Source organism: Flavobacterium sp. CSZ, from assembly GCF_015350725.1.
Classification (GTDB): domain Bacteria; phylum Bacteroidota; class Bacteroidia; order Flavobacteriales; family Flavobacteriaceae; genus Flavobacterium.
On record NZ_JADKPQ010000011.1, the window covers coordinates 140,541 to 160,061 of the forward strand.

The following is a 19,521-nucleotide window of genomic DNA, read 5'->3' on the forward strand; positions in this document are numbered from 1 at the left end:
TTATGTAGTAGCATCATTACTTGCAATTTGGATGTCAATTACTGTAGATTTTAAGAAAAAAAATTATCAAGTCCTAGGTAATTGTATTGTATTTTTCTTAATGTTTGCCTATATCTTTTTGTTTGGTATGCGTGCTGTAGATGTTGGTACAGATACTGAAATGTATCATTGGCAGTATACGCATTATAATGAAATAACTTATGGTACTGATGCGCCTATTGGGTTAGTATTTAGAGTATTAAATATTTTTAGTGAAGATCCGCAAATTTTTCTATTTGTAATGAGTTTTTTATTTGTAGCATTAAACTTCTACACCTTAAAGAAATACACAAATTTTTACAAATCAAATTTTTTTCTTTCTGTTTTTTGCTTAATTAGTCTGTTTTTCTTTGAGTCATTAGGGATAAATATTATACGTCAGGGATTGTCGCTTGCTTTTTTTGTATTGGCTATTATTTCACGTAATATTTCACCAAAAAAGAAATTTCGATGGATTTTATTTTTTGTACTGGCGGTATGCTTTCATTTTACAAGCCTTATACCAGTTTTTTTATACTTATTGGTTAGTTATTTTAAGAAAATACGCCTGTTTTATTATTATTGTTTATATTTAATTTCTGTTCTTTTATCGGCCGCGAGTATAAGCGTTTTGTCGTTTAAAGATTATTTTATTGGATTTTTATTGCTTGACGAAAGAAGGGGCGGATACCTGGAGGGAAATGATTCTTCATATTCAGTGGGATTCAAACCGCAGTTTGTTGCATTTAATACTATATTTTTAATTTTATTTATATACTTGAATAAGTTTGAAAAGAATGATTTTTATGAAAATTTATTGAAGTATTATATTCTTATTAGTGCAGTGTTTTATATGATGTTCCAAATTCCTTTTTCTGATAGATGGGGCGTAATGTCTTGGTGTGTTATTCCGTTTTTATTTGCACCTATGTTTAAAGTCTATCAAAATAGAATAAGTTTTAGAGCAACTTTTTCTGTACTTTTTTTAATGTTTATTTTTATTTTTTTTCAAACTAGATAATTCCAAACTTATGAAAACTGCTGATTTTTTAAAAACATTATTTCTATGTTTAGTTTTTTCTCAGTTGTCAAATGCTCAAAATCATGAGTATCGTACTGTATCTAAACAGCTTGTAAATAAGTATTACAAGGGGTATTATAATTATACCTTCCCAAATGACAGTTATAACCTTGAAAAGAGTCTGCCGGGAAATCCTAATAAAAAGGCAACAGTTGATTATACGCAAAAACTGCAGGATGCGATTAATAAGTATCCTGTCGTTATAATGCCTAACTTTCCTGTCTTAATTAATAGTAATGGTCTTACCATTCCTTCAAATAGAAAAATATATTTTAATAGATATTCAAAAGTTATATATAGAGGTCCGGCAAAAGGTAGGTTGAGTGATATTATAAAAGTTTATAATGCTTCAAATGTAAAAATTTACAATGCAAATATTGTTGGTAGCAGAAAAGAAAAGAACGACCAAGCTGGAGAATGGAGTGCAGGTATTTGTGTTTTAAATAGTTTAAATGTTGAAATTTATAATTTTCAAATAAAAGATACTTGGGGAGATGGAGTTTTTGTAGGTTCAGAAGATGGCAAAGTAAGCTCAAATATTGTTATTAAAAACGGATCAATAGATAATGCGAGAAGGGATGGTATATCAATTACTTCTGCAAATAATTTACATATAGATTCTGTTTTTATTTCTAATACTTTTGGAACTCTTCCTATGAACGGTATTCAAATTGAGCCTAGTTTGTACAAAGAAACTCTTAAAGATGTTAATTTAAGTAATATTTATACTTTTAATAATCCAGGGGGATTCTGTATCAATTTGCAAGCTTTTTCGATTAAAAATAATCCACAAAAAGAAGTAAGTATTACGATGCAAAATTATACAGATGATGGATCTAATTACTCATTCGGCACATCCATAAATGATGATAATTCAATTCAAAATCCAATAGGAACAATTACGATCATTAATGCGGTGTGGAAAAATCCTAAAAAAGATTTTTATTGGAGAAATTCAAGCAAATATGAAGTAAAAATTGTTTTGGATAAAGTGAAAAAATATAAAAATAACGTACTAATTAATAAAGAGAACTAGCTTTTCGTTGAGACTATTCATGATTTAATAGTCTTAGATACAAGGGGTAGAGAAAAAATAAAGTTGTTTCGTTATTAAACAACGTAGTTGAAATGATTAATGAAGTTTGAATTGTAAAATGAATAAAATTATCCGGTTGTCCACCGTTCCAATATCACTGAATGTTTTATTAAAAGGACAGTTAGAATTTTTAAATAAACATTATAATGTTATTGCTGTTTCAGGAAAAGGTATTGATTTGAATCAAGTTGTTAGTAGAGAAGGTGTTGAAGTGTTTTCTGTTGAAATGGAGAGAAAAATTTCACCTGTAAAAGATTTCGTTTCTTTAGTTAAATTATATTTTTATTTTAAAAAAGAACGACCACTCATAGTACATTCAATTACGCCGAAAGCTGGATTATTAAGTATGACAGCAGCTAAATTCGCGGGTGTTCCAATTCGTATACATACTTTCACCGGGCTGATATTTCCTTCGAAGCAGGGACTATTTCAGAAAATACTTATTTTGATGGATAAGCTATTATGTCTCTGGGCAACAAATATTTATCCAGAGGGTGAGGGAGTTAAGAATGATTTGATAAACTATAAGATTACTAAAAAGCCTTTGAAGGTTATTGGTAATGGAAATGTTAATGGAATAGATACGAATTATTTTAATCCTGGACTGTTTAACTTGCAAGATATCATCCAGGAAAGAAATAAGTTAGGTATCTCAGAAAATGATTTTGTTTTTGTCTTTGTAGGGCGCTTAGTCAAAGACAAAGGAATTAATGAACTAATAAATGCATTTTCTAAATTTCAATATAATTACAAAAACGTAAAACTATTATTAGTTGGACCCTTTGAGGACGATTTAGATCCTTTGAATACTGAAACTATAAAAACAATAAAAGAATCTGAAAACATTATTAGTGTTGGTTTTCAAAATGATGTTAGGGCTTACTATGCAATGGCTGATACATTGGTTTTTCCAAGTTATAGAGAAGGATTTCCTAATGTTGTTATGCAGGCGGGAGCTATGGGATTACCAAGTATTGTTACAAATATTAATGGTTGTAATGAAATTATCATAGAGCACGAAAACGGAATAATTATTCCTGTGAAAGACTCAGCCTCTATTTATGATGCGATGGAAAAAATGTTAACCGATAAAGAATATTGTTATAAACTTGGAACTAACGCACGGATAAGTATTATTTCCCGGTATGAACAGCAGTTAGTTTGGAACGCTATTTTGTCAGAATATAAAAGTTTAGAAAAAAATGTATAATGTTTATTTAAAAAGAGTAATTGATTTTATGTGTGCTTCATTGGGATTGTTATTCTTGAGTCCGCTTTTGATATTAGTTACTATTTGTTTATTTATTGTTAATCATGGGAAACCTTTTTTTATTCAAAGGCGCCCGGGGAAAAATGGAAAAATATTTAAGATCGTAAAATTTAAAACGATGACGGATAAGAAAGATGTAAATGGGAAACTTCTATCTGATGCTGACAGATTGACAAAATTTGGTTCATTTGTTAGAAAAACTTCTTTGGATGAAATTCCACAATTAATTAATGTATTAATTGGAGATATGAGCTTGATAGGTCCGAGGCCATTATTACCTGAATATTTACGTTTGTATGATGATTTTCAGAAGAGAAGACATAATGTTAAGCCTGGAATTACAGGCTGGGCCCAAGTAAATGGAAGGAATGCCATTAGTTGGAATCAAAAATTTGAATATGACGTTTGGTATGTTGATAATATATCATTCATTTTAGATTTAAAAATATTTATAAAGACAATTAGTAAAGTAATTATTAGAGAAGGAATTAGCTCAGATAATTCCGTAACAACAGAAGCATTTAAAGGAAATTAATATGAAGAATATTGTAATTATTGGAGCAGGAGGATTTGGTCGTGAAGTAAAAATGTTGATTGATCAAATAAATCTGGTAGAGAAGAAGTTTAACTTATTAGGGTTTTATGATGATAATATTTCTATTGGAACCCAAGTAAATGGATACCCTGTTTTAGGAGGTGTAAATGATCTAATGATTTATAATAATGAGATAAGCGTTGTCATTTCTATTGCTGATCCAAAAATAAAATTCCAAATACATAAATCATTAAAAATAAATTCTAATATTTCCTTCCCAACTTTAATACATCCAAATGTTTTAATTGGAACAGACTCTGTTTTAATAGGAGAGGGATGTATTATTTGTGCTTCTAACATTATTACAGTAAATATTAGTATAGGTAATTTTGTGATACTTAACCTTTTTTGTACAACAGGACATGATACTGTCATAGGAGATTATTGTTCTTTTATGCCTTCCGTCAATATTTCAGGAGAAGTTGTAATAGAAGACTTAGTTTATGTGGGTACTGGAGCAAAAATTATTAACTTATTAAAAATAGGTAATTCAACTATTATTGGAGCTGGGGCGGTTGTTTCAAAAACTCTTCCGGAAAAATGTACAGCAGTTGGAATACCGGCAAAGCCAATTAAATTTCATGAATAATTCAAAAATATGGCTTTCTTCTCCACATATGGGAGGAAGCGAACAAAAGTATGTACAAGAAGCTTTTGATACAAATTGGGTAGCTCCTCTAGGACCAAATGTAAATGGTTTTGAAGATGATTTAGAAAAATACTTAAATGAAGGAGTTAAAGTAGGAGCTTTAAGTTCCGGAACAGCTGCAATTCATTTAGGGTTAATACTTTTAGGGGTAAAGCAAGGAGATGAAGTTATATGTCAAAGTATGACCTTTTCAGCATCGGCAAATCCGATTATGTATCAAGGGGCGACACCCGTTTTTGTTGATAGTGAATTGGAAACATGGAATATGTGTCCAGTTTCTTTAGAAAAAGCAATTGTAGATAGAATTTCAAATGGAAAAAAACCAAAAGCTATAATTGCTGTTCATCTTTATGGTATGCCTTATAAAGTTGAAGAAATACACGCTGTTGCCCTTAAATATGAAATACCTGTTTTAGAAGATAGCGCAGAGGCTTTGGGAAGTCATTATAAAAATAAAAGATGTGGTACCTTTGGTGATATTGCAGCACTTTCTTTTAATGGAAATAAAATTATTACAACTTCTGGTGGAGGCGCCATTGTAACAAAGGATAAAGAAACAAAAGATAAAGCTGTTTTCCTTTCCACTCAAGCAAGAGATAATGCGCCTCATTATCAACATAGTGAAGTAGGATTTAATTATAGAATGAGTAACATTTGTGCAGGTATTGGTCGTGGACAGATGGAAGTGTTGAATAAACATATCTTACTTAGAAGAAAAATGCATCATTTTTATAAAGATTATTTTAAAAGTATTGAAGGAGTATTTGTCTTAACAGAAATAAATGGTGATTATTTTTCAAACCACTGGTTATCTGCAATTACAATTGATCCAAAAAAGCTAAATGGCAAGACTAGAGAAGATTTAAGGTTAGCTTTAGAAAAAGAAAACATTGAAAGTCGCCCTTTATGGAAACCTATGCATTTGCAACCTATTTTTGAAAAGTATCCTTATTATGGCGAAAAAATAGCTGAAACTTTATTTGAAAATGGACTATGTCTGCCATCGGGCTCAAATTTGGTTGACCACGATCAAGAAAGAATAAAAAATGTCTTAGATGTTTTTTTTAAATAATTTTTAATGCTGTTCAGTATTGTATTTTAATATGAAAGTTAAAGAAACATTTATAAAAGATTTAGTAATTATAGAGCCTATTATTTTTGGAGATGAGCGAGGTTATTTTTTTGAATCGTACAGCAAAACTAAATTTGAAGATTTGGGTATTTTTATTGACTTTGTTCAGGATAATCAATCTTTTTCTAAAAAAGGTACTTTAAGAGGGTTGCATTATCAAAATCCACCTTTTGCACAAACAAAATTACTTAGTGTAACTCAAGGAAAAATTATAGATGTTGCTGTAGATTTACGAAAAGATTCTTCAACCTATGGAAAATCATTTAGTGTTTTATTATCAGCCGAAAATAAAAAGCAATTATTAGTTCCTCAAGGTTTTGCTCATGGGTTTTCTGTAATAAGTGAAACAGCATCAGTAATATATAAATGTGATCAATTTTATAATAAAGCTTCTGAAGGTGGAATTAAATTTGACGATCCATCTTTAAATATTGATTGGGGAATGGATTTAAAGGATGTAGTTGTTTCTCAAAAAGATCAAGTACTTCCTTTTATTGATAATTGTAATAGCTTGTTTTAATGATGAAAATTTTGGTAACAGGAGCAAACGGACAGTTAGGTTCTGAATTAAATGTTTTATCATTAAATTATTATCAATATGAATGGATTTTTGCTGATAGAACTCAAATTACTTTAGATGATTTAGATATCCTTGAAATTCAACTAAATCAAATTCAACCTGATGTAATTTTTAATTGTGGTGCCTATACAGCAGTTGATAAAGCAGAAACTGAAAAAGAATTAGCTTTTACAATTAACCATCTAGCCGTAGAGTTAATTGCAAAATATACCCGAGAGAATAATGCAAAACTAATTCATGTTTCTACAGACTATGTATTTGATGGAACTTCGTCAATATCCTTAAATGAAGAGGAAAAAACTAATCCTATAAATGTGTATGGAGCAAGTAAAAGAGCAGGTGAAATTGCTTGTTTGAAGGAAAATCCAAACTCAATTATTATCCGAACTTCATGGGTCTACAGTAAATTTGGAAATAATTTCGTAAAGACTATGCAGCGATTAATGCAGGAAAGAGAGGCTATCAATGTGGTAAACGATCAAATAGGTTCTCCAACATACGCTGCGGATCTTGCCAGAGCAATGATTGATATTTTGGAATTTCCAGAATGGATACCGGGAATTTACAATTATTCTAATGAAGGTGAAATAAGTTGGTTTGAATTTGCGTTGAGTATAAAAGAATTTGGTGGATACAATTGCAATATTGCAGGGATATCATCAGCATCATATCCAACTCCTGCAAAACGCCCCGAGTTTTCATTATTAGATAAGAAAAAAATTAAAACTCTTTATAATCTGGATATTCCAAATTATAAAGAAAGTTTGAAAAAAATGTTTATATAAAATAAGTAAAGATGATTAAGATTTGGTTTTAGCACTTCAGTAATTAAGAAATCTAAAATCTAAAATCAAAATATATGAAAGGAATTATTTTAGCCGGAGGTTCTGGCACACGTTTACATCCATTGACACTTGCGATGAGCAAACAAATGATGCCTGTATATGATAAACCAATGATCTATTATCCGTTGTCTACTTTGATGATGTCAGGGCTCAGTGAAATTTTGATTATTTCTACTCCGCATGACTTGCCAAATTTCAAAAAATTATTAGGCGATGGCTCTAATTTAGGGTGTAAGTTTAGTTATGCAGAACAGGCAATTCCAAATGGTTTAGCTCAGGCTTTTGTGATTGGAGAAGAGTTTATCGGTAGTGATGATGTTGCTTTGATATTGGGAGATAATATCTTTTTTGGATCTAATATGCAGGAACTTTTAAAATCAAATACAAAGCCCAATGGTGGTGTTGTCTTTGCTTATCATGTGTCTGATCCGGAAAGATATGGAGTAGTTGAGTTCGATGAAAATTTCAAAGCGATTTCTATTGAGGAGAAACCAGAAGAGCCTAAATCTAATTATGCTGTTCCGGGATTATATTTCTACGATAATTCGGTTGTAGAAATTGCCAAAAATATTAAACCAAGTGCTCGTGGCGAATATGAAATTACCGATGTTAATAAAGTATATTTAGAAAAAGAAGCTTTAAAAGTAGGAATATTAAGCAGAGGCACAGCATGGTTAGATACGGGAACTTTTAATAGTTTGATGCAGGCAGGACAATTTGTTCAGGTTCTTGAAGAAAGACAAGGACTTAAAGTAGGCTGTATTGAAGAGATTGCCTGGAGACAAGGTTTTATTAATGATGCCCAATTAGAAAAATTAGCATTTCCTTTATTAAAGTCAGGATACGGAACTTATTTAGTTGATTTAATAAAACGAAAGAGAAAAGGAGTTAAAATTTAATTTATGTTAATAAATAATTATTTTAAAACCTTTAATTCGTATTTTTGTAAGTCATACAAATTTTACAAAATTAAACTGAACCAAATTGGACAGAGATAAATCAAACCAAATAGCCTCCTTGTTACTTAATTCTTTCTCACCAAGAAATTTGAGAGCAAGTATAAATAGCCTCAGTTATTTACCAAGATGGATCATTATCGCGATAGATATAATGGTTCTGATTTTTGCATTTACATTTACTTATATGTTGTTTGAGGGAACAGCTTTAGGTTACATTATAACTCCTCATCATTTTTACTTTGTTATTAGCTTAATTGTTGTAAATGTTTTTTTCTTTTGGCTATTTAGAACTTATTCAGGAATTATTCGACACTCGTCTTATATTGATGCTATAAAACTGCTCTTTTCTCAAATGTCAGTTTTGGTGTTTTTTTTATTTTTAAATTTAGTTTTTGAACTCTATACAGGACATAAAGCATTTTTAAATACTGCTCTATTTATCAATTTGGTATTGTCATTTTGTGGTTTGTTTTTGTATCGTGTGGTAGTAAAACAAACTTTTGAGTTGTATTTTTCAGAGAAGACCAATTCTAAATTAATTAGAACTATAATTTACGGAACAGATGCTAATGCAATTTCAGTAGCAAATGCATTGAAATTCGAAACTCCTTCTCGATTTAAAATTGTTGGTTTTGTTGACAAAAATAATCAGAATGCATCGAAGAGAATGTTAGATTTACCAATTCTGATTTTAAGAAAAAAATTGCCAGCTTTAATGCGCTCTGTAGCTGCAGAAGGTGTTATTATAGCTGATAAAAGTTTATCTAAAGAAGAACAATTAATTATTGTTGATCAATGTTTAGAATTCAATTATAGGGTGTATACTGTACCTTTAATTTCAGATTGGGAAAACCAAAAAGAAATTTCGCAAAAGGTAAAAAATATTCAGATTGAAGATTTACTCGAAAGAAAACCGATAGTTCTGGATAGTAAATCGATTTCAAAACAATTAAAAGATAAAACGGTTCTTATTACAGGAGCAGCTGGATCAATTGGAAGTGAAATAGTAAGACAGGTTTTAGGATTTAATCCTAAGATGGTTATTATTCTGGACCATGCTGAGACACCACTTCATAATTTGTGTCTAGAAACTTTAGCTTTGAATTCCGGGTCAAAAATTGTCGCTGTAATTGCTGATGTAAGAAGTAAGAAAGCATTAGATAAAGTTTTTAAAAATTACAATCCCCATGTTGTTTTTCATGCAGCAGCTTATAAGCATGTTCCTTTGATGGAGGAGAATCCGTCTCAAGCTATTCAAACAAATATTAAAGGGACTAAGAATCTGGCAGATTTATCGTGTAAGTATCGTGTGAGGAAATTTGTTATGGTATCTACTGATAAAGCGGTTAATCCAAGTAATGTAATGGGAGCCAGTAAACGAATAGCAGAGAAATACGTTCAGTCACTATATTTAAAAAATCAAAAAGAGAACGTTCAAGGCGTGACTAAATTTATTACAACCCGTTTTGGAAATGTTTTAGGTTCAAATGGATCTGTTGTTCCTTTATTTACAAAACAAATTGCCGAGGGGGGACCTGTTACCATAACCCATCAGGATATTATTCGTTATTTTATGACGATTCCTGAAGCTTGTCAGTTAGTATTAGAAGCGGGTGCAATGGGTAATGGAGGTGAGATTTATATTTTTGACATGGGTAAACCCGTAAAAATAATCGATCTGGCGAAAAAAATGATAAAACTGGCAGGATTTATTCCGGATAAAGAAATCAAGATTAAAATTGTTGGTCTAAGACCAGGCGAAAAACTATATGAAGAATTATTAAATGATACTTCTAAGACTTTACCAACCTATCATAATAAAATCATGATTGCTCAGGAATTACAAGACGAGTACGAAAATTTACATATTGAAATAGATGAGCTGATAGGTATTGCAGATTTCTATGATAATGATGATATTGTAACTAAAATGAAGAAAATTGTTCCGGAATTTAAAAGTATGAATTCTGCTTTTGAAGTTTTAGATAAGTAGTTTCTTATGATAAATTGAATTTTGGATTCAAATAATATTAAAAAGGTGTTTTTTTATAAAACGCCTTTTTGCTTTTCTAATAATTTATAAGCGAATAAAAATCTTGTTAATTAAATAAATCTTTTTTTTTAAGAATTATTTCGGTTAATTAGTTTAAAATAAAATGAACGACAACAATACCCCAAATGATTGGTTGTTTGAAATAACACCTAAAAATAAATTCTTTTCCCTAAACCTTAAAGAAGTTTGGCAATATAGAGATTTATTGCTGCTTTTTGTAAAGCGAGATGTTATTACCGTTTATAAGCAAACGGTTTTAGGACCACTTTGGTACTTAATACAGCCCTTATTTACTTCGATAACATTTACTATAATATTTAATAATGTTGCAGGTATTGATACAGGTACTGTGCCTCCATTTTTGTTTAACTTGGCTGGAATAACCGTTTGGAATTATTTTACAGCATGCTTAACGGGCACTTCAGACACGTTTAAAGCTAATGCTGCAATATTCGGGAAAGTATATTTTCCCAGAATAATTACTCCTTTATCTGTTGTAATTTCGAATCTTGTAAAATTCGGAATTCAATTTTTGATTTTTATCGGATTCTATATTTTCTATTATTTTCAAGGAGCAAATTTAGGCTTAAACGGTCTGATTTTATTTTTTCCTATTTTAATTATTATCATGGGAATTTTAGGGTTAGGATTCGGAATGCTAATTTCGGCAATGGTAACAAAGTATCGCGATTTTAGCCATTTAATAGGTTTTGGGATACAGTTATTAATATATCTGTCGGCAGTAATGTATCCGATGAGTTTAATTAAAGATAAATTGCCAGGTTACGGTTGGCTTGTAGAGTATAATCCATTGGCTTATATAATTGAAACAGCTCGTTATATGCTTTTGGATGTGGGAGAAGTTTCAGTTTTAGGATTGTCCTATACTCTTGTTGTCACTATCGCAGTATTTTTTATAGGACTTTTAGTTTTTAACAAAACCGAAAAGAGTTTTATCGATACAGTTTAAAATCGAATATTTAAAACTGTATATTTCACTTATTTTAGATTTACCATTGAGAAAAGATATAATATTAAAAGCCGAGAACATCTCTAAACAATATCGTTTAGGGCAAGTAGGTACAGGAACTCTTAGTCATGACATCAATCGTTGGTGGCATAAAATAAGAGGGAAAGAAAATCCTTATCTAAAAATAGGTGAGATAAATGATCGTTCTACCAAAGGAAATTCTGATTATGTTTGGGCTTTACAGGATATTAATTTTGAAGTTGAACGAGGAGAAGTTTTAGGAATCATTGGTAAAAATGGAGCAGGAAAATCTACCTTATTAAAAATACTTTCAAAAGTTACCGCTCCAACAACAGGAAGTATAAAATCTCGTGGTCGTATAGCTTCACTTCTAGAAGTAGGAACGGGTTTTAATGGTGAAATGACTGGAAGAGAAAATATCTTCCTGAACGGGGCAATTCTAGGAATGACTAAAAAAGAGATTTCTTCTAAACTTGATGAAATTATTGAATTTTCAGGTTGTGAGCGTTATATTGATACTCCTGTAAAAAGATATAGTTCCGGAATGACTGTTCGTTTGGCATTTGCCGTAGCTGCATTTTTAGAACCAGAAATTTTAGTTATAGATGAGGTTTTAGCTGTTGGTGATGCCGAGTTTCAGAAAAAAGCTATTGGTAAAATGCAAGATATTTCTAAAGGTGAGGGGCGTACAGTTTTATTTGTAAGTCACAATATGGCAGCAGTAAAGAGTTTATGCACAAGAGGAATTGTTTTGGAGCATGGTGAGGTAAAGTTTATTGGAGGGATAGATGAGTCGATTCGGAAATATTTGACTGATAGAAATGAAAATAAAAACATTAATTTAATTGACAGAAAAGATAGAATAGGGACTGGAAATGCAAAAATTACAGGTGTTAGAATTCATAATGTTGAAAAACTAATGACAGGATCAATATTTAAAGTTGAAATTTTGTATGATGCAAAAAATAAAGAAATAATTATTAATGAATTTGGTTTAAGTATCTGGGATTTAAAAGAAAATAAAATAATTAGCTTATCTTCTGAATTTAAAAATCAATTAGTCAATATTTCGAATTCAGGTACAATTATTTGCGAAATTCCCAACTTACCTTTAGTAAAAGGAAGTTACATATTGAATTGTTTTGTTAGTTCTATTTTTGGATTAGAAGATTATGTTGAGAACATATTAGAGTTTGAAGTAGAAGAAAATGATATATTCGGAACTGGAAAAACGATTAATCCCAATTGGGGGATGATAGTTGTTGATCATAATTGGTTTAAAGAGTAGGAAATGATACAAAAAAAAGAGGAATTAGATAGCTTTCATGAAGTAAGAGACCCATGGGGATATGAAAACAACCGTGATGATTTTAAGAGAAAAGAAATTCTTTTAAGTGAGATTCCTGTTAAGGATTATAATAATGTTTTAGATATTGGTTGTGGGCAAGGTTTTGTAACTAATAATTTGCCAGGGAAAAATATATTTGGAGTTGATATTTCTGGTACTGCAGTTGAATATGCAAAACAATTTTGCAGGAAAGATATTTTATTTAAGCAAGGTTCTATTTTTGAGATAGATACTTTATTCGATGTTAAATTCGATTTAATAGTTATTACAGGAGTATTATATCCACAATACATTGGAAAATCCTCTAATTTGATTTATCTTTTATTAGATAAAATACTTAAAGATGATGGTGTTTTAGTTTCTGTTCATATCAATGATTGGTATAAAATACAATTTCCTTATCTAAAAATTAAACAGTTTTATTATGATTACAGAGAATATACACATAATTTAGAAATTTATTGCAAATGATTTTAATGTATCATAAAATAAGTCCTGATACTCCAACAATGTGGTGGGTTTCGGTCAATGATTTTTATAGACAAATGGTTGAAATTTCTAATAAAGAAGTTGTTTATCTAGATGATTATAATCCTGAGAATTTAAATCAAGTTGTTATTACGTTTGATGGTATTTATAAAAATGTATTGGAGTATGCTTTGCCTATATTAAAATATTTCAACTATTCTTTTGAACTTTTTTTAACATCAGATTATATTGGATTAGACAATGATTTTGATAATGTAGAGCCAAATTCGAATTTCACCACTTTAGATGAATTATTACAATTAGTAAGTGGAGGAGGGAGATTACAATGGCATACACAAAGGCATTCTAATTTAAAAGAAATAACCGATATCGAACTTATAAAAAAGGAATTAACAATTCCTCAAAGTATTAAGGATTTGGATTCTAAAGGATATAATTGGTTTGCATACCCTCATGGTGAGTTTAACGATGTCGTAAAAAACGAAGTAAAAAAGAGGTTTAAAGGGGCTGTTTCTTGTAATCAAGGTAATGATTACGATAGTTATGCACTAAACAGATTAACAGTAGTTAATGAAACTTCACTTCGGAATAATAAAATAGCTTGTATTGTAGCCTCATATAATTATGGAGATTATCTTATTGAGGCACTTGAATCGGTTTTAAGACAAACAATTTTGCCTAATGAGATATTAATTTCGGATGATTGTTCAGATGATGAAACTCAGGTTATTGCAGAAGGATATCTAAAAAAATATCCGACCTTAATTAAATACAATAGAAATAAAACTAATTTAGGTATTGTTGATCATTTTAATAAAGCAATTTCATTAATTACTTCAGAGTACATTTTTTTTCTAGGGGCTGATAATAGGCTATTTAGTAATTATATAGAAGAATGTAGCAAAATTCTTGATGAAAAAGATAATATTGCAATTGCATATACTGATTATGCATTTTTTGGTACAAGAGCAAAATTAACATATGAAACTTTTCCAGAAGAAAGAAAAGGACGAATAATAGAAAATGAATTATATCAAATTTGTTTTCCAGAGTTTGATTCTAGAGATGAATTATTAAAAACATTACAAGAAGGTAATTTTATTCATGGGTCATCTATGTTTAAGAGAAGTGTTTTCAATGAATTAGGTGGCTATATGAAATCTAATATAGCAGAAGATTATAATTTATTTAAAAGGATTATTGAAAAAGGTTATAATGCAAAGAAAGTTACTAAAACTAATTTTGAGTATAGGCAACATTCAATAAGTCAGGTTAATAATGTTTTGGCAATTCAAAATAAAATGCTTTTTTATAAAAATCAATACCTTAATAAAACAGATTTTGAAAACTCAAATAGTTATAGAATTTCCCTTAAACTGTATAAGGGACTTAATTTTTTTAAAAAAAATTATAAAAAGCCAAAAGTAATTATAAAAAAAGGGATGAAATACTTTTTAAAAAAAATAAAGCAAGTTCTGTAAAGTTGTAGTTCTAGTAAAAAATATAGTTGTTATGTGTTTTTTGAATTATGTAATTTTGCTAGAAAATTATCATTAGAGTATCATCAATAATAGTTTTTCAATAAAATGCTAGCCATAATTATTCCATATTATAAAATATTTTTTTTTGAAGCCACACTAATATCTTTGGCTAGTCAAACTGATAAACGTTTCAAAGTCTATATTGGTGATGATGCGAGTCCAGTTGCCCCAACTTTTTTGTTAGAAAAATATAAAAATCAATTTGATTTTTTTTATCATCGATTTGAGAATAATTTGGGAGGTATTTCTCTTACACAACAATGGGATCGTTGTATTGCATTGATGAAAAATGAGGAATGGATTATGATTTTGGGAGATGATGATATGTTGAGTGATAATGTCGTAGAATTATTTTATGATAAATATGCAGAATTTAAAGATTGTAGTAATTTAATTAGGTTTGCATCAAAGCAAATTAATGAAAAAACAAAAATTAATTCAGAAATATTCACACATCCAATATGGGAAAAATCAACTGATTTTTATATTAAGAAGCAAATAGGGCAGGTTAGAAGTTCATTGTCTGAATGTGTTTTTTCAAGAAAAGTTTATAATAAATATGGCTTTAGAAACTATCCTTTGGCTTGGCATAGTGATGATTTAGCATGGATAGAATTCGCTGATTTCAAATTAGTTTATGCAATTAATGAAGCTGTTGTTGAATTTAGGATGTCATTTGAAAACATTTCTGGGAAAAATACAAACTTTAAAGAAAAAGCATTAGCCGAGTTTTATTTTAAAAGGGATTTACTTTCTGAAAAGTTTAATTTTTTTGAAAATAATCAAAAGTTAGTGTTATTGATGTCTTTTGAATACTGTTTAAAAAAAGATAGAGAAATCTTATTTAAAGAGTGGTTGCTATTATTGAAATATTATGTTAGAATTGGATATATTGTGCCTTTTCTTAAATGTATTAGGAGATTAGCAATATATTATAGTAAACCATTTTTTAGTAGTTATTAGTCTTTAAGAACAAATTTTGTTATACATGAAACAGCCCAAACTTTCTGTCATAGTTACTTGCTACAATCTAGCTAAATATTTAGACGAAGCACTTCAATCAGTATTTGATCAAACTTATACGAATTGGGAATGTATTATAGTAAATGATGGGAGTTTGGATAATACAGAAGAAGTTGCTAACAAATGGTTAGTAAAAGATTCTCGCTTTGTTTATTTATTTAAAGAAAATGGAGGCGTGAGTAGTGCCAGAAATTACGGAATGGAAAGGGCTAAAGGAATATACATTATTCCGCTGGATGCCGATAACAAATTACGTCCAGAATTTATTAAACAAACGATTACCATTTTAGATGCAAATGATGGTATTGATATAGTTTATGGGGATGCACAACTTTTTGGGAATAAATTTTCCTTATGGAAAGGAAAGCCTTTTGATATTGGCGAAATAGTTTTGAATAATTACATTGATACTTGTGCTTGTTTTCGTAAATCTGCTTGGGAAGATATTGGTGGTTATGATGCAAATATGCCAGTTTATGGTTTTGAAGATTGGGACTTGTGGCTGCGAATGGCTGTAAAGGGATACCAATTTCATTATCTAGAAAATATTTTTTTCGATTATAGAGTGCGGGATAATTCGTTATTATCTGAAGCTTGGAAAGTGAGACCAATGTTGTTGGATTATATTTTTAGTAAAAAAGAACTTAAATATTTAGCTCTATTTAGAGAATGTGTTATCGAAAACAAAAAACTTAAAGAAGAACCTTCGTTTGAATTTTTGATAAAAACAATAGTTAAAAAAGTAAAACGAAAATTACACTTCTAATGGACTATCCTAAAAAAATACTCTTTTCTACTGAAAATGTTACTTGGGGTGGAAGTGAATTACTTTGGTCACATACAGTGGTAGAATTGTCTAAACTTAGTTTTTTAGTTGCTGTTTGTATTCATCGCAAACTAGAAATTTCTAAAGAATTGATTTTACTTGAAAAAGAAAGTAAAATAAAAGTTATTAGATATATTAGTGGAAACTTACCATTTTGGAAACGAATAGCAAACAGATTTTTATCTTATAAAAACAGATTTAAACCTTCAAATTTAAAAGAAGATTTGATTTTGAATTTTAATCCAGATTTAATAATTATCAATCAAGGATTTAATTTTAATGGAGTTAATACGATGTTATTTGCATTGCAAAATAAGATTAATTATATAACAATTTCTCAAGCTGTAAATGAGGGGTTATGGCCTAATAGTAATTTAAGAGAAAAAATGAGGTTAGGATTTAGTAACAGTCTGAAAAATTATTTTGTAAGTCAGGATAATTTATTAGTTACTCAAAATCAGCTAGGTGTTTTTCTAAGAAATGCAGAGGTAGTTCGTAATCCTTTTAATGTTCCTTTTACAATTGAGTTAGCTTTTCCTGCATCTGATAATTTTCAATTGGCTTTTGTCGGGCGATATGATTTTTATGCCAAAGGACAAGATGTAATACTCCAGGCTTTATCGGACGAAAAATGGAAGAATAGAAATTTGATTGTCAATTTTTATGGACAAGGAAATGATATCGAAAATTTAAAAGATTTAATTGAAATGTATCAATTAAATAATGTAATTGTTCATCCCCATACAAGCACAGAACAAATTTGGAAAACGAATCATGGATTAATTTTGACTTCAAGATTCGAAGGCTTACCTATTGTAATTGTCGAAGCGATGCTTTGCAAGCGATTTGTAATTGTAACTAATGTAAGCGGAAGCAAGGAACTTGTAATAGATAATGTAACAGGATTTATTGCAGCTGCTCCCAGACCAGAATATGTAGATGAAGCTTTAGAACGCGCCTGGCAGCAAAGAATGAATTGGGAAGAAATTGGCCTTAAAGCAAGACAGGAAATTACAACCCAAATTCCTGTAAATCCGGCAAATGATTTTGCTTTTAAATTACAGCATATACTAAGTAAATTATAATGTATAGAAAAGTTTACTGTATTTTAGCACATAAAAATCCATCTCAAGTTCAGGAGTTGATCTCATTATTAGATGATAAAAAATCATTGTTTTTTATTCATTTAGACAAAAAAGTAGACCAGAACGAATATGAAGTTGCAATTGAAAATTTATCATGTTATTTCGTGAAAAACCGGGTGTCATGTACGTGGGGGAAATATAGCTTGGTTCAGGCAACTTTAAATGCTATGAAAGAAGTTCAAAGCTTTATGAACGTCAATTTTAAAAATTCAACATATCATTTTATCATGTTGTCAGGGGAAGATTTGCCATTAAAACAGAATAGTTTTATACATGATTTTTTAAAAAGTAAAGTCGAAACTTCGTTTTTAAATCACTGGCAATTGCCTTATAGTAAATGGTGGGAGGGAGGTCTTTTTCGTTTCGAAAATTTATTCTTTTTTGAATATAAGAAATATTCTAAATTGAACTACAGGATAAACAGAATTATAAAAAAAATACATTTAAAATCTTTGCTTCCTCATAATCGATTCAATAAACATTTTCCTGATTTTAAAATTTATGGAGCTAGTCAGTGGATGATATTGACCAGGGATATGGTTAACTTTATTCTCGAAAAGAATATTGAGAATAAGAAATTCAATTCTATATTTAAGTATGTGTTGGCACCAGACGAATTGTATTTTGCAACCTTAATTCTAAATTTTGACGTTAAAAAGCAATTTACTGTCAGTAATATGAAAACACATTTAGTTTCTTTTAGCGGTACAGAACCCAGTCCAAAGTACCTGCTGGTTGAAGATTTAAAGAATGATAAAGAAGACTTATTATTTGCAAGAAAATTTGATTCTAATATGAATCAAGATTCGATTGATAAAGTAAAAACAATAATTGCCTAATGAAAAAGTTGGCAGTTTTAATACCTACTTATAATTCAGCTCAATATCTAAAAGAAAGTATTGATTCTATTTTAAATCAAACCTATTCTAATTTTGATCTGTATTTATATGATGATTGCTCTACAGACAATTCAAAAGAAATAATTGAAAGTTATGCCGACAGAAGGATTTTTTATAGAAAGAATCATCAGAATCTTGGTATCTCAAAAACTTTAAATAGAGGTTTCGATGAACTTTTATCCCAATATCAATTCATTGCAAGAATGGACGCTGATGATTGGGCATTTCCGGAACGATTTGAGAAACAGATAGGTTATCTTGAAGCAAACAAATCAACAATATTATGCGGAACGCAGGGTTTTTGGCTTAAAGACATGACCGAAAATCCTTTGTCAGGATGGAAATATCCTATTAGAAATAATTATCTGAAACTATATTTATTGTTTGGTGCATCTTTTGGGCATTCTTCTATTGTTTTAAGAAGTGATTTTTTCATTTCTAAACATCTTAAATATGATGAAGACATCAAAACTTGTGAAGATTGGGATTTATGGATAAAAGTTTCTAGAAATGGGGAAGTACATAATTTGAGTGATTTTTTAATGAAATACAGAATAGTTCATACTAGTAATCACCGTTTGGCAGATAATAAAAACATTCATCTCAAAGAAAGAGCAGATATTATTTCAAATTATTGGAAAACTTTCAATATTAACCTTTCTCCTGAACAAGTTTTTGAATATTATTATAGTTCAGATGAGAATATGAGACATGATTTTGAAAATAAACTACAGATAATAATCGATTCCTTTAATAAGCTGTTCCTTAATCATGCTAAAGACCTAAAAAAAGAAGACAGATCAAAGTTTCAGTATTTACTGGCACGTAAGATTTATGATTTTTGGAAACGATCGAATGTCAGTAGATATACCCCATTAATTTGGTTTATACTCTTGACGAAAGTAAAGTTTATTTGTGCTGTTAGACTGATTAATAGTCAATTTAAATAAAAGTATTAATTGCTGTTTTTTAATTTATCTA

19 protein-coding genes are annotated in these 19,521 nt (G+C 29.6%); all 19 read left to right on the forward strand.

Annotated features, from left to right (window positions below):
* The first annotated feature begins 31 nt into the window (after positions 1–31).
* The 19 genes from IRZ78_RS14340 to IRZ78_RS14430 all read left to right on the forward strand — a co-directional run bounded on the left by IRZ78_RS14340 (position 32) and on the right by IRZ78_RS14430 (position 19,490).
* Complete coding sequence (locus IRZ78_RS14340) at positions 32–1,039, forward strand: EpsG family protein (protein ID WP_194617184.1); 1,008 nt, start codon at positions 32–34, stop codon at positions 1,037–1,039.
* A 10-nt stretch (positions 1,040–1,049) separates the two neighbouring features.
* The gene (locus tag IRZ78_RS14345; protein WP_194617185.1) at positions 1,050–2,135 is read left to right on the forward strand and encodes a right-handed parallel beta-helix repeat-containing protein; all 1,086 of its coding nucleotides are present in this window, start codon (positions 1,050–1,052) and stop codon (positions 2,133–2,135) included.
* Between the two features lie 118 nt (positions 2,136–2,253).
* Entirely contained in the window at positions 2,254–3,405 is a 1,152-nt protein-coding gene (locus tag IRZ78_RS14350; protein WP_194617186.1) for a glycosyltransferase family 4 protein, read from the forward strand.
* Entirely contained in the window at positions 3,398–4,000 is a 603-nt protein-coding gene (locus IRZ78_RS14355) for a sugar transferase (protein ID WP_194617187.1), read from the forward strand. Before IRZ78_RS14350 ends, IRZ78_RS14355 begins: the two co-directional genes overlap by 8 nt.
* Position 4,001: 1 nt before the next feature.
* On the forward strand, positions 4,002–4,649 hold the full coding sequence (locus tag IRZ78_RS14360; protein ID WP_194617188.1) for an acetyltransferase: 648 nt from the start codon (positions 4,002–4,004) through the stop codon (positions 4,647–4,649).
* Positions 4,642–5,781, forward strand: coding sequence for a DegT/DnrJ/EryC1/StrS family aminotransferase (locus IRZ78_RS14365; RefSeq protein ID WP_194617189.1), 1,140 nt, complete (start codon positions 4,642–4,644; stop codon positions 5,779–5,781). Before IRZ78_RS14360 ends, IRZ78_RS14365 begins: the two co-directional genes overlap by 8 nt.
* 31 nt (positions 5,782–5,812) lie before the next feature.
* Complete coding sequence (gene rfbC, locus IRZ78_RS14370) at positions 5,813–6,361, forward strand: dTDP-4-dehydrorhamnose 3,5-epimerase (RefSeq protein ID WP_194617190.1); 549 nt, start codon at positions 5,813–5,815, stop codon at positions 6,359–6,361.
* Positions 6,361–7,206: a dTDP-4-dehydrorhamnose reductase gene (gene rfbD / locus IRZ78_RS14375; RefSeq protein ID WP_194617191.1), complete on the forward strand. Its 846-nt coding sequence runs from the start codon at positions 6,361–6,363 to the stop codon at positions 7,204–7,206. The genes rfbC and rfbD overlap by 1 nt, the downstream gene beginning before the upstream one ends.
* A gap of 74 nt (positions 7,207–7,280) precedes the next feature.
* The gene (gene rfbA, locus IRZ78_RS14380; RefSeq protein WP_194617192.1) at positions 7,281–8,165 is read left to right on the forward strand and encodes a glucose-1-phosphate thymidylyltransferase RfbA; all 885 of its coding nucleotides are present in this window, start codon (positions 7,281–7,283) and stop codon (positions 8,163–8,165) included.
* Between the two features lie 85 nt (positions 8,166–8,250).
* Complete coding sequence (locus tag IRZ78_RS14385; RefSeq protein ID WP_194617193.1) at positions 8,251–10,218, forward strand: nucleoside-diphosphate sugar epimerase/dehydratase; 1,968 nt, start codon at positions 8,251–8,253, stop codon at positions 10,216–10,218.
* A gap of 163 nt (positions 10,219–10,381) precedes the next feature.
* Positions 10,382–11,248: an ABC transporter permease gene (locus tag IRZ78_RS14390; RefSeq protein WP_194617194.1), complete on the forward strand. Its 867-nt coding sequence runs from the start codon at positions 10,382–10,384 to the stop codon at positions 11,246–11,248.
* Between the two features lie 46 nt (positions 11,249–11,294).
* Positions 11,295–12,557: an ABC transporter ATP-binding protein gene (locus IRZ78_RS14395; RefSeq protein WP_194617195.1), complete on the forward strand. Its 1,263-nt coding sequence runs from the start codon at positions 11,295–11,297 to the stop codon at positions 12,555–12,557.
* Between the two features lie 3 nt (positions 12,558–12,560).
* On the forward strand, positions 12,561–13,088 hold the full coding sequence (locus IRZ78_RS14400; protein WP_194617196.1) for a methyltransferase domain-containing protein: 528 nt from the start codon (positions 12,561–12,563) through the stop codon (positions 13,086–13,088).
* 5 nt (positions 13,089–13,093) lie between these two features.
* Positions 13,094–14,587 carry a glycosyltransferase gene (locus IRZ78_RS14405; protein WP_194617197.1) on the forward strand — a complete coding sequence of 498 codons (1,494 nt, stop codon included), beginning with the start codon at positions 13,094–13,096 and terminating at the stop codon, positions 14,585–14,587.
* Between the two features lie 105 nt (positions 14,588–14,692).
* Complete coding sequence (locus IRZ78_RS14410) at positions 14,693–15,610, forward strand: glycosyltransferase family 2 protein (protein WP_194617198.1); 918 nt, start codon at positions 14,693–14,695, stop codon at positions 15,608–15,610.
* A 25-nt stretch (positions 15,611–15,635) separates the two neighbouring features.
* On the forward strand, positions 15,636–16,436 hold the full coding sequence (locus IRZ78_RS14415; protein WP_194617199.1) for a glycosyltransferase: 801 nt from the start codon (positions 15,636–15,638) through the stop codon (positions 16,434–16,436).
* Positions 16,436–17,581: a glycosyltransferase gene (locus tag IRZ78_RS14420; protein ID WP_194617200.1), complete on the forward strand. Its 1,146-nt coding sequence runs from the start codon at positions 16,436–16,438 to the stop codon at positions 17,579–17,581. Before IRZ78_RS14415 ends, IRZ78_RS14420 begins: the two co-directional genes overlap by 1 nt.
* Positions 17,581–18,480 (forward strand): beta-1,6-N-acetylglucosaminyltransferase, encoded by a 900-nt coding sequence (locus IRZ78_RS14425; protein ID WP_194617201.1) that lies wholly within the window; start codon positions 17,581–17,583, stop codon positions 18,478–18,480. Before IRZ78_RS14420 ends, IRZ78_RS14425 begins: the two co-directional genes overlap by 1 nt.
* Positions 18,480–19,490: a glycosyltransferase family 2 protein gene (locus IRZ78_RS14430; RefSeq protein WP_194617202.1), complete on the forward strand. Its 1,011-nt coding sequence runs from the start codon at positions 18,480–18,482 to the stop codon at positions 19,488–19,490. Before IRZ78_RS14425 ends, IRZ78_RS14430 begins: the two co-directional genes overlap by 1 nt.
* The last annotated feature ends 31 nt before the right edge of the window (positions 19,491–19,521 follow it).